Raw genomic sequence first — 14171 nt, 5'->3', positions numbered from 1 at the left:
GGCTCGGTGAGGCGGTCCTCATGGTGAACAGACGGAACTTCCTCCGCGGAGCGGTCGTCGCGGCGGCCACGGTGGGTGGTCCGGGCGCGAGCGTCCTGACCGACTCTCCCGTCGCCACCGCCGAGGGCATGGTGGGACGACTGGCCGACAGCGCCGCCTGCACGGTCGCGGGTCCGGTGAACGGCGGATTCGAGGATCCCGTGGTCGACGGCCGGATTCTGGGCTGGACACAGACGTTCGGCCGCGCCACCACGTTCTCTGTGGTCGACACCCGGGCGAGTGAGGGAACGCACAGCCTGCGCATCCTCGACGACGCCACCGACGACGCCCTCGGGCTGCGAAGCGACCTGTTCGCGGCGGTGGAGCAGGAGTTCCATCTGGCCTCCGCGCAGGCGTACCTCGAACGAGGAACGGTCGCGCTGTACCTCTACTTCCACGACGCGGCCGGGGTTCTGCTCGCGACGTACAGCAGGTCCTTCAGCACGGTGGAGGACGGCTGGCAGACCATCGCCGTGGGCGCGACGGCTCCCGCCCGGACCACCCAGGCAGCCGTACTAGTCTACTCCCCCGCGGCCGCGAGGTCGACGTTCCACGTCGACGACGTGAAGGTGGAGCGTCGAGGAGCACGCGTCCAGACCTTCGGACCATCGGCGCTCACCGCCGCGATGCAGAACCTGGTCGTCCTCGACGGCTGTGCCTATACGGCGACGCGTGGCCTGCTCGCCGAGATCGACCTCGCCACCCGGACCCTGCGTCGCGCCGTGCCTTTCCAGGGCGAGGGCAGCGCCTGGGGAATGACCACCTCGAACGGCAGGGTCTTCTTCGGCGTCGAACTCGACGCGTACGTCTTCGATCCGGCGAACGGTGACCTCAGACCGCTCGGCAACTTCGGGTCGGGCGCGGGAACCACCTGGTGCATGACCACCGCACCGGACGGAATGGTCTACGCCGGCGTGTACCCGGCGGGGCAGGTCTGGGAGATCTCACCGACCACGGAGACGCTGCGCAACCTGGGCGTCGCCGTACCCGGTCAGCAGTACGCGAGAGTCGTCGCGGCCGACGACACCTACGTCTACGCCGGCACCCAACCGGCCGGACACGTGGTCGTGTACGACCGTACGACCGGGGAGAAGCACGACATCAGCGTTCCGTTGGAGGACCTGCCGGGCATCACCGTCCTGATCACGACCGGCGGTCGGGTCGTCTACGGAGCCGGTCCGCACATCGTCGACATGCGTCCGGACGGCTCCGACGTGCGGTTGCTGTCCCTGCCGGACGGTATCGCCGACGCCATGGCGGTCGGAACCGACGGCACGCTCTATCTCACGGGCCGGGCGACCGGTTCGGTGTACAAACGGGTGGGAGACGAGCTCGTCCCCATCGCCACACCCATCACGCTGGAGGAGACCCGGGCACTCTTCGCTCTCGACGAGCGCACCCTCCTCGGCGCCGGGGGCAGCGGCGCACTGTGGTGGGTGGACATCGAGACCGGCGGAGTGACGATGATCGACCTGGCCGACCTCGGCCTCGCCGAACCCGAGCCGGCGCAGTCGATCACGCTCGGACACGACGGGGAGACCGCGTACGTCGCCGGCAGCAGCATCGTGACCGCACACGGCCCGAGGTACGCCAAGCCGCTCCGTTTCCGGGTGCCAGGCCAGTCGAAGCAGCTGCGCTTCGTCAACGGCCACCTGTACGCCGCGACCTATCCGCGCACCGAGATCGTCGAGTTGAACATCCGCATCAACAGGGCCCGGTCGCTCGGCATCATCGGACGTCCGCAGTATCGTCCGCTGGCGATGGAGTACGACCCGATCAGCAAGTACCTTCTGGTCGGCACCGCGCCCGTGAACGGCCAGCTCGCCGGAGCCCTCACCCTCGTGGACATTCGCCGCCGTACGCTCGAGGTGCTGACCGACATCCTGCACGACCAGGCGGTCGCCTCCATCGCCGTCGACGACGGCATCGCCTATCTCGCCGGCGACGCTCAGGGCGTGAGCGTGCCGCCGACTCAGGCCAGCGCGACCATCGCCGCCTTCGACCTCGTGCACAGGCGCAAGCTGTGGGAGGTCGCCCCGCTCGAAGGACACCGCAGTATCGCCGGAATCGCGGTCCACGACGGTGTGCTCTACGGCGTCAACAAACGGATCTCGGGCGCGTGGTTCACCATGGACCCGCGGACCCGGCAGGTCCTCTCGCAGGGTCAGCTTCCCGGCACCCACTCCTACGGCGAGCTCACCGTCCACCAGGATCGCGTGTACGCGGCGGTGCACGACGGTCTGGTCTTTCTCCTCGGGCCAGACCTCGACCAGCCGAGGATCATCCTCGACGGGCTGACCGACGGCTTCCCCCAGACGCTGCCACAGCTCGCGTTCGAACCGGACTCCTGGCACGCGTGGAGCATGAACGGCCTCGACCTGGCCAGGCTGAACCTCGAGCCGGACTGCTGAGGGCTTCGCTACCGCCGCGAGTCCTCCTCGCTCGGCAACTGGCGCGAAACGGCCCCGTCGGCACCGCCTCCCGGCGACGGGACGTCCAGCCGCTGCGTGCGCGGTTCGTCCGGGCGATCGTCGTCGCCCTCGTGATCGAGCCGAACCCGCCAGACCCAGGGGCTGTCGCCGTTCCGGTTGCAGCGTGCGCGGCCGAGATAGAGGGCCGAATCACCGGTGGACGCGTCGATTCCGTGGGCAACAAAAAGGGTTCTCACCGAAACGCCGAGCGACGTGTCCGAGGACGCGTCGTCGACTTCTGCCATCGGCCCTGCATCGGGCTCCCACAACGACAACTGGGGCTGGTCTGGGGATGCCTCGGCGGCCACACGTTGCTTCGTCGGGCTCTTCTGCGACCAGAGGATGCCGTCTATTCCGACACTGCCGAATGACTGCAACAGCACACGCCATACGCCACACCGCCAGCCAAAGGATCTGGACAAGTCCTCGCGGACCACGATCCCTGGCGCCAGGCGCGGCATCCCTTCGAACTCGCCCGGCATGAGCCCCTCGCGCAGTAGCCGCCCTCGCTCCGTGGAGAAAGCGTCCGCCTTCATCTCGAACCGGCCGCACGAGAAGACCCTGTCCAAGCGATCCGTGAGCACCTTGAAGGCGTTGTAGCCCAGCCAGCCCTGATCGTGGCCAGTCGCGGGATCGAACGTCCGCACCGTCTGCGCGCTGGCACTGTCCCACGCCCACCTGAATCCCTCGAGCACACCGTGACCCTCAAGGTCGTCAATGGCCTGTCCCCGCTCGTCCACAGTTCGACGATAGGTTCGGGAGCTCGGCAAATCCCGAAGCCTGGAAGGCCGGGACAGGCCATGGCCAGTGCCGGAGATCGGCGCGACACGGGCCTCGTCGTGTGCATCGAGAGGCGCGGCGTCGCCGGACCCAGACACCGACATTGACATCCCCCACGTACGCGCCGAAACTCGAAAAGAGGTCCTCGCGTCGCGGTGCGTCAACTGCCGCCAGCGTGATCCGAGCGGCCGTCCCGAACGGGTCGAGGGGGTGCGGGCGGGTGGAGGGATCCGGATCAGGTGCCTCCACGCCGACCAGACGTTCCGTCCTCAACTTCGCCGGAAGCGCCGTCCTGCTCGCGGCCTCCACGGCAGCGTGTGATCTCCTGTCGACCAAGCCCAGCGCCCAAGGTGCCGAAGGCGCTGACGGACGTCAGAACCCCGCAGGCACGGCTCCGACGGCCGTCAAGGAGGCTCCCGACCTCGCGCACAAGGTGCGCACCGGATCGCTGCCTCCACTCCGGGAGCGGCTACCCGTCAAGCCGCTGGTGATCGAGCCCACCGAACGGATCGGCACCTACGGCGGCACCTGGCACACCGGGTTCCTCGGCCCGGCCAACAGCTACTGGGTCAACTACACCGCCGGATACGAAGGGCTCGTGCGCTGGGACGTCCAGTGGCAGAAGGTGATTCCCAACGTCGCCGAGTCGTTCGAGGCCTCACCCGACGGCCGGGAGTTCACCTTCGTCCTGCGCGAGGGGATGAAGTGGTCCGACGGTGAGCCCTTCACCACGGCGGACATCGAGTTCTCCTTCGAGGACGGGATCCTCGACCAGCAGCTGTTCCCGCTCCCGATGAGTTTCCTCACCAGCGGTGACGGTACACCCGCGAGGTTGAACGTCGAGGACGACCGAACGTTCCGTGTGGTCTTCGACGAACCCAGCGGCCTCTTCCTGGAACGCCTCGCGTCGCAGTCCTACGGCACCATCTTCGGCGACACCGCCGCCTACCCCCGCCACTACCTGGAGAAGTCCCACCCGAAGTACAACCCCGCCGTCGAGGAGGAGGCCAGGCGACTCAAGTACACCGCCTGGACCGACCTCTTCTTCGCGCAGGCCAGCTACACCTCCAACCCCGAGCTACCCACCCTGAACGCATGGCGCGTCACCACTCCGCTCGGCACGTCCGGCCGGGTCATCGCCGAGCGTAACCCGTACTACTGGAAGGTCGATCCGGACGGCAAGCAACTCCCCTACATCGACGCCATCCAGTACGACGTGTCGAGCGATGTCAACGCCATGTTGCTCAAGGTCACGAGCGGCGAGTACGAGTTCCACTTCCCCGGGATCAACACGCTGGAGAACAAGCCGGTCATTGCACGGAGCAAGGACACGTGCGACTGCCGAGTCTTCGACATGACCTTCACCCGGATGAACTGGATGGTGATCGCCCTCAACCTCGCCCACCGGGATCCGGTGAAACGGGAGATCTTCCAGAACCGCGACTTCCGCATCGGGCTGTCCTACGCCATCGATCGGCCCAAGCTCATCAACGCCGTCTTCCAGCGCACCGGCAAGCCGTGGCAGGCGGCACCGCGCCAGGAGTCGGAGTTCTACGACGAGGAACTCGCCACGCAGTACACCGCGTACGACCTCGACCAGGCCAACAGCCACCTCGACGCCGCGGGATACCGCCGTGACGGTGACGGCGCGCGCCTCGGTCCGGACGGCGCGCCGATCTCGTTCTTCGTCGACGTCGCGACGACCGACACCCAGGCCATCGACGCCCTGGAGATCGTCCGTGCCGACTGGGGCCGGATCGGCGTCGGCATCGAGATCCGTGCGCTCGAACGCTCCCTCTTCTACACCCGCAAGGAGGCCAACCAGCACGACGCGAACGTCTGGGGAGGCGACGGCGGGCTCAAGGACGCCATGCTCGACCCGCGCTGGTACTTCCCCTCCAGCAGCGAGTCCAACTACGCCATCCCGTGGGCGACCTGGTTCCTGTCCCGAGGCCGAAACGGCGAGCGGCCGCCCGCGCCGGCGCAACGCCAGATGGAGTTGTACTGGCAACTCCTGAGCGAGCCCGAGGAGAACGCACGCAAGGAACTCTTCGAGCAGATCCTTCAGATCGCCAAGGAGGAGTTCTACGTCATCGGGACGGTGCTGCCACTCAGTGTGTACGGCGTCAAGACCACGAACTTCCACAACGCTCCGGAGCCGATGATCCTCTCCTACCTGCACCCGGACCCGGGGCCCGACCGGCCCGAGCAGTTCTTCATCAGTTAGGCGTCATCGCGTGTCAACGGAAGGGACGGGTATGTACACGGTCGACTATCGGCTGCGCAACCACGACCTCGAGGACTCGGCCAGGCCAGTCTCGGTGCAGGCAACCCCCGAGGAGATCGAACGGTTCGCGACCGAGGGGTACCTCGTCCGGGAAGGGCTCGTGCGGGATGCTCAGCTCGACCGTCTGCGGACGGCCATGGACGACGTGGCCGCGGCCGAGCGGGGCGAGCAGAAACCCAACGCTTCCGGGCGCTTCGGCGGCCTCTTCCTGCGGCACCTGATGGACAAGCACCCGGCGTTCCTCGACCTGCTGCGGTTCGCGCCCACCCTGTCGGTGGCCAGGGCGCTGCTGGGACCCCAGGTCCAGCTGCGTGGCGTCTCGGCCCGGATCACCTATCCCGACCAGCCGAACCAGGAGACACACTGGCACTTCCACCAGCGCCTCGTACCCGACCCGGTACCGGCGTTCTTCACTCGTCCACAGACCATCGACGTTCTGCTCTACCTCGACGACATCGACGACGCGAACGGTCCTCTCTCCGTCGTACCCGGCTCCCATCACTGGATCGACCGGGCCCTTCCGGCCGACGAGTACGGCGAGCAGCCCGGTCAGGTGGTGCTCCGTCCCTCCGCCGGCACCGCCGTCATGTGCCACGGGTCCCTGTGGCATCGGGCCGCGCCCAACAGCGCCGAGGGAACCATCCGGCGACTGCTGCTGTTCGGCTACGGCCCCACCTGGATGAAGCGGTCCATCTACGGCGAGCGGCCGGCCAACCCACTCACCGACGCGCTGCTCACCGACGCCGATGAGGAGACCCGGGAGCTCCTGGGCGTGACCGGCTGGATGTGAGGTGGCTCCTCCTCAGCTCGACACGATGGTGCCGAGGACCTCGTTGAAGGCCTCGGTCGAGCTGGGGTGGGTGTAGACAGCGGTCTGGACGCGGACGCCTTGATGCCGTGGCGCATGGCGAGCGCGACGGTGTTGATGAGTTCCTGCGCGTCGATGCTCAGCAGCGCGGCACCGAGGATCTCGTCCGTTTCGGCGTCGATGACGAACTTCATCACCCCGCGCGTTTCCTCGACGACGTGCGCCCGCGGCATCGCCACGATGTCGGCCACGGCCTGACGCGTCACCTTGATCCGGTGTCCCGCTCGGCGCGCCTCCTTCTCGGTGAGGCCCACGGTCGCGAGGGGTGGCGTCATGAACAGCGTGTGTGGGATCGCTACCCGATCCGCGGTCGACCGCTTGCCCGTACCGATGAGCTGGTCCAGGACGATCCGGCTGTCGTCGAGGGAGATGTAGGTGAACTGCGGTCCGCCGTTGACGTCACCCAGGGCGTAGATGTGCCTCTGGCTGGTCCGTAGGTGTTCGTCGACCTGGATCGCGCCACGCTCGGTGGTGCGCACACCCGCGACGTCCAGGCCAAGGTCGCGCGTCACCGGCGCTCGCCCCGCCGCCACCAGGATGGCATCGACGTCGAGGGTGTGCGGGACGTCGTCGACTCGGTAGGTGACGGTCGCGTCGGACTCACCGTCATGTACCTCACTCACCTGGACTCCGGTGAGGATCTCGACGCCCTCACCGAGGAGGATGTCCGTCGCGGCGGCCGCCACGTCGTCATCCTCGTGCCGCAGGATCGCGGGGGAACTCTCCAACACCGTGACCCGCGCGCCGAATCGGCGGTAGATGGAAGCGAACTCCAGGCCGAGGTATCCACCACCCAGGATCGCGAGCCGCTCCGGCAGTTCGGTCCGCTGGATCAGCTCCCCACTCGTCAAGGTGTACTTGCTCGCGCGCAGGCCCGGGATGTCCGGGATGATCGGCTCCGAACCGGTGTTGATCAGGATGTGTTTCGCCGTTATGGACAGGCGGTCGTTCCCCACACCTACGCCGACGGTGTACGAGTCGAGAAACTCGGCTCGCCCGGTGACGACCATGACCGTGTCCGCGTTGTTCAGCGCGTCGTAGTTGCCCGCCCGAAGCCGCGCGGTCAGCGCCTGCACCTCGTCGACAGCACGTTCGTAGTACTCCTGCGCCGCGTCGGCTTCCCGTCGCAGTCCGGAGTGGTGGACGAGTGCCTTGGTCGGCACGCAGCCGACGTTGGGACAGGTGCCGCCATACATCCGGTCGGACTGTTCGACCAGTACGACACGTCTGCCAAGACGCCCCAGGGTGGCGGCCACGGTCTTGCCACCCTTCCCGAAGCCGATCACGAGCACGTCCGCGCGAAGAGTGTCATTCGTCATCCCCATAGGCCGTCAGTCTCGCGCGCTACGATCGAGCCACGGAAGGCGAATTCGTCTCGCGTTTCCTCGCGAGCGTCTCAACTTAGACCCGGATCATGGACTCAGTCAGCCACCTCATCCGACTGGCGAGGTTGGACGCGACCGTGGACAAACGCTGCCTACTCGCCCGTGCCACGGCCATGGAGGTACCCGCCTGCGGCGAGGGCAAGGCGCCCTTTCACCTGCTCCTCGACGGCGCCTGCGTGGTGGAACTCCCCGACCGGGTCATCGAACTGCGAGCGGGCGACTTCCTCCTGCTACCTGGCGGAAGTGCCCACCGCGTCCTGACCAGCGGGACGACGGATCCGCGCCAGGATGTGATCGAGGAAGGAGGTGGTGCTTTCTCGGTCGTGCGCAGCCGGAAAGGCGAGAGTGTCATCGACCTCTTCTGCGGTCACTACGCGTCCGGCCCCGGCGCTGGGTCGATACTGCTGCGGAGTCTCCCTGACCCTTCGCACGTGTCCTTCCGCCAGGCCGGCGGGGCCGACGCGACCGTACGCACGCTCACCGGCCTCATTCGTCAGGAGGCCGGCTTCGACGGACCGGGGACGGCCGCGATCCTCTCCCTGCTGTGCAACACCCTCCTCGCGATGGTGCTGCGAACATCCAGTGGGCGTCTCGCGGGCTCCGGGCTGTGGACAGCGGCAGACGACGAGCGGCTCCGCGCAGTCGTGGACGAGGTCCTCCGCGCCCCCGGTGCCGACTGGACGATCGCTCGTCTCGCGGGGGTCGCGGCCATGTCGAGGGCGACCTTCGTACGCCACTTCACCCACGCCACGGGTATGACGGTCGGCGAGTTCCTGACCCACGTCAGACTGATGGCGGCGGCCGAACTCCTCACCGAGACCGATCTCCCGGTCGCGACGGTGGCTGCCGATGTCGGCTACAACTCCGACTCCGCCTTCAGCCGCACGTTTCGGTTGGCGACGGGATCGACTCCGGCGCGCTTTCGCCGGAGACTCAAGCACGGCTCTGGAACGCCGGCTGGGCTGAAGGCGGAGCCGTGATCTGACGTACTCCGGGCGGCTCCGTACGTCTCTGAGGTCCTACGCCCGGGTGGCTTCCAGGGCAGCGGCGATCGTGTCCGCGATCGGGGTCGTCGGGCGGCCGATGAGGCGGGACAGGTCGCCGGGGGTGTCCGCCAAGGCGCCCTTGCTGATCGCGTCGTCGACGTCCACGAGGATGTCGGCGAGGGCGGCCGGAAGGCCCGCGCCGGTGAGGAGCGCCTTGTTCTCCGCGGCGGTGAGGGAGTTGTGGACCACCTTCGTGCCGCTCTGCCGGGTCACCTCGTCGGCGAACTCCTCGAACGTCCACGCGGTGTCGCCACCCAGCTCGTAGGCGTTGTCCAGATGCCCGTCGGTGCGCAGGACGACCGCGGCGGCTTCCGCGTAGTCGATCCGCGGCGCGGTGGCGATTCGACTGCCGGGCGCGACGTTGTTGGTGATGGCTCCGCGCTCGATGATGCGCGGGAGCTCATCGGTGAACATCCATGCGTCGGAGTACCAGTTGTTGCGCAGGAACGTGTACGGCAGGCCGCTGTCAAGAATGAGGTGCTCGGTCTCGCGGTGCTCGTCCGCGAGGGCGAAGGTGGCCTTCGGGCCGCCGAAGACGCCGACGTACGCCAACTGCGCGACGCCCGCCGCCTTCGCCGCGTCGATCACCGTGGCGTGCTGGGCGGTGCGCCGGCCCAGGTCGGTGCCGGAGATCAGCAGGACCCGGTCCTCGGGCCGGAACGCTCCTGCGAAGGTCTCGGGCCGGTCGTAGTCGGCGAGGTGCGACCGGATGCCCTGCTCCACCAGGTCCGCGGCCTTCTCCTGGCTCCGTGCGACGGCGGTGATCCCGTCGGCGGGTACTCCGGCGGCCAGCAGGTCCGCGATGACCAGACGGCCGAGCTGTCCGGTCGCGCCGGTGATGACGATGCTCATCGAACTTCTTCTTCCCATGGACGACAACGCAGGTTCGAAGGGTCCTTGACCCGCGGCTCACCATATGAGGGGTACCGGCACAGAAGTAAGTACCCACCTTGAAGTAAGGTACTGACGTGAACGTAAGTGTTGAGTCCGCGGCTGCCGCCACCGCCACCTCCGACACCCCGGCCTCGCGCCCGAGCGTCAATCGCGTCGAGTGCCCGTCCCGGCTCGTGCTCGAACACGTCACCAGCCGTTGGGGCGTGCTCGTGCTGGCCGCGCTGCTCGAGCGTTCGCACCGTTTCAGCGAGCTGCGCCGCGAGATCGGCGGCGTCAGCGAGAAGATGCTCGCGCAGACCCTCCAGGTGCTCGAACGCGACGGGTTCGTCCACCGCGACGCCAAGCCGGTCATCCCGCCACGCGTCGACTACTCCCTGACACCGATGGGTCGCGACGTCGCCCAGCAGGTGTGGGCGTTGACCCGCTGGGTCGAGGGCCGACTCGACGACGTCTTCGAGGCCCGGGCGGCATACGACAGCGCACGGTGATCTGTGGACCTGATCGATCCGGCGCACCGAGAGTTCATCCGGCGCGGCCTTGGCCCTCGCCGAGCGGACGGGCGCGACCTGGCCGCAGCCTCTCGAGGACCCCACGATTGAGCACCTACGCCGCCACCTCGGCGTCGACCTCCGGTGCTGAGGTTCAGCCCTGCACGGTGGGTCTGATGAGGAGTTCGTTGACGTCGACCTCGGCGGGCTGACGGATCGCGTAGTCGATCGCCGCACCGATCGCAGCGGCGGGGATCGCGATCTCCATCTGGTCCTGAACGGCCGCCCGAACCGCGGTGTCACTGATTCCCTCGGTGAGTTCGCTTCGCGTCAAGCCAGGGCTGACAACGGTGACACGTACGTCCCTGCTCTCCTGACGCAGACCCTCGGAGATGGCGCGAACAGCGAACTTGGTCGCGCTGTAGACCGCCGCCGTGGGGTCGACGCGATGTCCTGAGACCGACGCGAGGTTCACGATGTGTCCCGAACCCTGCGCCCGCATGAGGGGAAGGACGGCCGCTATCCCGTGCAGGACTCCGCGGATGTTGACGTCGATCATGCGGTTCCACTCCTCGACCCGCAGAGCGTCCACCGTCGACAGCGGCATGACACCCGCGTTGTTGACGAGAACGTCGACCCGCCCGTACTTCTCGTGCACCGCGCGGGCGAAGTGCCGCATGCTCGACAGGCTCGTGACGTCCACCTCGTGATGGTTCGCCGCACCTCCGTCGTGACGGATGTCCTCGGCGATGGCGGCGACGAGGTCCGTACGACGGGCACCGAGCGCGACGCGGTGGCCCGAGGCGGCCAGCCGCCTGGCGGTCGCTTCGCCGATCCCGCTGCTCGCACCGGTGATCAGGACGACCTTGCTGGTCGGGTCGGTCGAGAACGTCATGAGGCCCCTTCGATCAGACTGACTGGCTGCCTTGGCCGACGAGCGTGGCACCTGCTCGCCAAGGGCTCGAGCATGCGTCGAAGCGGCACCCGGCAACCAGGGCAGGGCTTCCTGGGTGCGGGACACCCAGGAAGCCGTCCGTAGGCTGATGACATGAGTGGCGAAACACTGGGTGACTTCCTGCGCGCACAGCGTTCCCGCCTGATTCCCGCTGATGTGGGCCTCCCCAGTGCCGGTACACGCCGGGTCACCGGACTTCGCCGCGAGGAGGTCGCCGTTCTCGCCGGGGTGAGCGCGGACTACTACGCGCGCCTCGAGCAGGGGCGGGAGACCAACCCGTCCGGTCAGGTCGTCGACGCCGTCGCACGAGCGCTCCGACTGGACACCGACGCCCGCTGGCACGCGTACCGGCTCGCCGGCCTCGTTCCCGCGCCCGCGGCTCCCGGCGGTTCTGACCAGGTGGACCACTCCCTCGCCCAGTTGGTCGACTCCTTCCCCGCGGCGGTCGCCTACGTCATCAACCGCCGCCTCGAAGTCCTCGCCCTGAACCCGTTGGCGCGGGCCCTGCTGTCCCCGTTGGCGGACCCTCGCGACATGGTCCGCTCGCTGTTCCACGATCCGGCCGCACGAGAGCTCTTCGCCGAGTGGGCGACCGTCGCCCGCGACACGGTGGAGGCGCTGCGGCTGGGCGCCGGACATGACCGGAACGACCCACGGACCGCCCTCCTCGTCGAGGACCTCCTCGCCACCAGCCCGGAGTTCGCGGGACTGTGGCACGGCCACCAGGTCAGCGCCCTGGGCCGCAAGCACAAGGTGTTCAACCACCCCGACGTCGGGCGGATCCAGTTGACGTACCAGAGCTTCGACGTCCAGCGCACTCCTGGTCAGTTACTGCTGGTCGGTACGGCTCAACCGGGCAGCCCGGATGCCGAGTCGCTGGTCCGGCTCGGCTCCCTCGGGCGCGGTCCCATCGACGTGGCGCGGCCGGACACCGACTGAACCTACCCGGGGACACGCGGGTGACGGCCCTTTCTTGTCGTCTCCTCGGACCCGATCCGTCCGCGTCATCCCGTCGGCGTCATCCCGTCGGCGTCATCCCCTCAGTGTCATCCCCTCAGTGTCATCCCCCAGGTGTCATCCCTCTTGATCAGAGGACGCGCCGACAGGACGGACGAACACGACACAGAGCACGCGTACGTGCGGTTAGCCTGACAACGTCGACATATTCCAACGAAAGGGTTGAGATGCATCGACGACAGGTTGGCCGAAGTGGCCTGGTGCTGGGCGCCACTGCTGCCCTCGCCATGTCGCTGCTGGCGACTCCGAGCGCGAACGCCGCCGAAGCGCGAGCGAGCACGGGACACACCAGTGCCACGGGGGCCACCACAAAGACCAACACGACGGCCAACACGGCGAGCGAGTCGCAGCTCGAATGGGGCCCCTGCCCGACGAATCCACTCGTCGGGCCGCTGCCGCCGCCGATGGAGTGCACGACGGTCACCGTTCCCCTCGACTACACCAAGCCGGACGGCGCGACGATCGACATCGCGGTCTCCCGGCTGGCGATCGGCAACCCCGCCAAGCGTCGTGGCGTGCTGCTCACGAACCCCGGCGGCCCAGGTGGTCCCGGGCTGTCCATGCCATTCGATCTGCTCAACCTCGGCATGCCCGCGAACGTGCTCGACCGCTACGACATCATCGGCTTCGACCCGCGTGGCATCGGCGCCTCCGCACCGGTCACCTGCGGGCTCACCCTGGAGCAGGGCTACGACAGCAACATCCCGCCGTACGCCTCGAACAACGCCGAAGTGGCGGCACAGGCCGAGATTGCCAAGGGTGTCGCGAAGCAGTGCTTCGACCACGACACGGCCGGCACCCTTCGCCACATGTCCACGGCCAACACCGCACGTGACATGGACATGATCCGGGCCGCGCTCGGCGAGGAGAAGATCAGCTACTACGGCATCTCCTACGGCACCGTCCTCGGTTCGGCGTACGTGTCGATGTTCCCTGACCGGACCGACCGGGTGGTCCTCGACAGCAACGTCGGTGACTCGGCGCTGGACGTCGACGGCTTCCGGCAGTTCGGCCTCGGCGCGGAGGACAGGTTCCCCGACTTCGCGAAGTACGCCGCCGCCCGCAACGGCACCTACGGACTCGGGCGGACCCCGGCCGCGGTGCGTGACAACTTCTTCAAGCTCGTCGCCCGACTCGACCAGGAGCCGGTGCTGGGCATGAACGGCAAGATGTTCCGGCTGCAGGTGTTCAGCGGCCTCTACTCCGACCAGAGCTTCCCACTGGTCGCCCAACTCTGGCAGGCGTTGGCCGAGTCCGACACGGCCGCGGTCCGCAAGGCGATGGACAAGTCGACGTCACCCGGCCTCCCGCCGGTCGGCGCCCAGGTCGGCGCGAAGCCCGGCGCGAAGGCCGCCACACCGAACCCGTACGACAACCCCACCTCCGCTCAGCTCGCCATCATCTGCAACGACACCGAATGGCCCAGTGACGTTGCGACGTACAAGCGCAACACTCGGATCGACCGGGCGCGCTACCCGATCATGGGAGGATCGGCGGCCAACATTCTGCCGTGCGCGTACTGGCCGGCTCCGCTGGAGAAGAAGGTCGAGATCACCGACGACGGGCCGTCCAACATCCTGCTGCTGCAGAACCTCCGGGACCCCGCGACGCCATACGTCGGTGGGCTCGCGATGCGCGACAAGCTCGGTGACCGCGCGCGGCTCGTCAGCGTCGACGAGGGCGGACACGGCGTCTACCTGTTCAATGACAACCCTTGCGCGCTGAACGTCACCACCAAGTTCCTGGTCGATGGCAAGCGTCCCGCCAACGACCGGTTCTGTGCCGCCACCTCCGCGTCGGGCCTGCGGCTCACCAAGGCGCAGGAAGAACGTCGTTCGGCCACGCTCGACCGCATGCGGGTCAACTGACCTACGACGTCAAGATGGGCTTGCCTCCTGCCACGGGTGACGTGATCGTGGCGGCGGGGTCGGCCAAGTGTCG

At 67.8% G+C, this 14171-nt stretch carries 11 protein-coding genes; 7 read left to right on the top strand and 4 right to left on the bottom strand.

The features are described from left to right. Nucleotides 1-20: 20 nt before the first annotated feature. Nucleotides 21-2450 (top strand): PQQ-like beta-propeller repeat protein, encoded by a 2430-nt coding sequence (locus tag HEB94_RS18605; protein WP_192751068.1) that lies wholly within the window; start codon nt 21-23, stop codon nt 2448-2450. Between the two features lie 8 nt (nt 2451-2458). Here HEB94_RS18605 and HEB94_RS18600 read toward each other — a convergent pair whose 3' ends face one another. Continuing rightward, nucleotides 2459-3250, bottom strand: coding sequence for a hypothetical protein (locus HEB94_RS18600; RefSeq protein ID WP_192751067.1), 792 nt, complete (start codon nt 3248-3250; stop codon nt 2459-2461). Between the two features lie 260 nt (nt 3251-3510). Here HEB94_RS18600 and HEB94_RS18595 point away from each other — a divergent pair, with 260 nt between their 5' ends. Continuing rightward, nucleotides 3511-5517: an ABC transporter substrate-binding protein gene (locus HEB94_RS18595; RefSeq protein WP_192751066.1), complete on the top strand. Its 2007-nt coding sequence runs from the start codon at nt 3511-3513 to the stop codon at nt 5515-5517. 31 nt (nt 5518-5548) lie between these two features. Then, nucleotides 5549-6367, top strand: a complete 819-nt coding sequence (locus tag HEB94_RS18590; protein ID WP_192751065.1) for a phytanoyl-CoA dioxygenase family protein — start codon at nt 5549-5551, stop codon at nt 6365-6367. Here the strand turns inward: HEB94_RS18590 and HEB94_RS18585 are convergent. Then, nucleotides 6271-7764 (bottom strand): dihydrolipoyl dehydrogenase family protein, encoded by a 1494-nt coding sequence (locus HEB94_RS18585; protein ID WP_238361564.1) that lies wholly within the window; start codon nt 7762-7764, stop codon nt 6271-6273. The genes HEB94_RS18590 and HEB94_RS18585 overlap by 97 nt on opposite strands. A gap of 95 nt (nt 7765-7859) precedes the next feature. Here HEB94_RS18585 and HEB94_RS18580 point away from each other — a divergent pair, with 95 nt between their 5' ends. After that, entirely contained in the window at nt 7860-8810 is a 951-nt protein-coding gene (locus tag HEB94_RS18580; protein WP_192751064.1) for a cupin domain-containing protein, read from the top strand. 39 nt (nt 8811-8849) lie between these two features. On the opposite strand, the gene HEB94_RS18575 is transcribed toward HEB94_RS18580, so the two are convergent. Continuing rightward, nucleotides 8850-9728, bottom strand: a complete 879-nt coding sequence (locus HEB94_RS18575; protein ID WP_192751063.1) for an SDR family oxidoreductase — start codon at nt 9726-9728, stop codon at nt 8850-8852. 116 nt (nt 9729-9844) lie between these two features. On the opposite strand from HEB94_RS18575, the gene HEB94_RS18570 reads away from it, so the two are divergent. After that, nucleotides 9845-10258, top strand: a complete 414-nt coding sequence (locus tag HEB94_RS18570) for a winged helix-turn-helix transcriptional regulator (RefSeq protein ID WP_192751062.1) — start codon at nt 9845-9847, stop codon at nt 10256-10258. Nucleotides 10259-10412: 154 nt separating this feature from the next. On the opposite strand, the gene HEB94_RS18565 is transcribed toward HEB94_RS18570, so the two are convergent. Continuing rightward, nucleotides 10413-11153 (bottom strand): SDR family oxidoreductase, encoded by a 741-nt coding sequence (locus HEB94_RS18565; protein ID WP_192751061.1) that lies wholly within the window; start codon nt 11151-11153, stop codon nt 10413-10415. 153 nt (nt 11154-11306) lie between these two features. On the opposite strand from HEB94_RS18565, the gene HEB94_RS18560 reads away from it, so the two are divergent. Then, nucleotides 11307-12152: a helix-turn-helix transcriptional regulator gene (locus tag HEB94_RS18560; protein ID WP_192751060.1), complete on the top strand. Its 846-nt coding sequence runs from the start codon at nt 11307-11309 to the stop codon at nt 12150-12152. Between the two features lie 245 nt (nt 12153-12397). Further along, nucleotides 12398-14098, top strand: coding sequence for an alpha/beta hydrolase (locus HEB94_RS18555; protein WP_192751059.1), 1701 nt, complete (start codon nt 12398-12400; stop codon nt 14096-14098). Nucleotides 14099-14171: the final 73 nt, after the last annotated feature.

This window comes from Actinopolymorpha pittospori (assembly GCF_014873875.1).
GTDB classification, from domain to species: domain Bacteria; phylum Actinomycetota; class Actinomycetes; order Propionibacteriales; family Actinopolymorphaceae; genus Actinopolymorpha; species Actinopolymorpha pittospori.
The sequence above is the reverse complement of the archived record's forward strand: the minus strand, read 5'-3'. Positions and strand labels throughout refer to the sequence as shown.

Bases quoted from the DNA above. Each gene is read 5' to 3' on its own strand.
- HEB94_RS18605 (WP_192751068.1), top strand. From the start codon at position 21: ATGGTGAACAGACGGAACTTCCTCCGCGGAGCGGTCGTCGCGGCGGCC.
- HEB94_RS18590 (WP_192751065.1), top strand. From the start codon at position 5,549: ATGTACACGGTCGACTATCGGCTGCGCAACCACGACCTCGAGGACTCG.
- HEB94_RS18585 (WP_238361564.1), bottom strand. From the start codon at position 7,764: ATGACGAATGACACTCTTCGCGCGGACGTGCTCGTGATCGGCTTCGGG.
- HEB94_RS18580 (WP_192751064.1), top strand. From the start codon at position 7,860: ATGGACTCAGTCAGCCACCTCATCCGACTGGCGAGGTTGGACGCGACC.
- HEB94_RS18575 (WP_192751063.1), bottom strand. From the start codon at position 9,728: ATGAGCATCGTCATCACCGGCGCGACCGGACAGCTCGGCCGTCTGGTC.
- HEB94_RS18565 (WP_192751061.1), bottom strand. From the start codon at position 11,153: ATGACGTTCTCGACCGACCCGACCAGCAAGGTCGTCCTGATCACCGGT.
- HEB94_RS18560 (WP_192751060.1), top strand. From the start codon at position 11,307: ATGAGTGGCGAAACACTGGGTGACTTCCTGCGCGCACAGCGTTCCCGC.
- HEB94_RS18555 (WP_192751059.1), top strand. From the start codon at position 12,398: ATGCATCGACGACAGGTTGGCCGAAGTGGCCTGGTGCTGGGCGCCACT.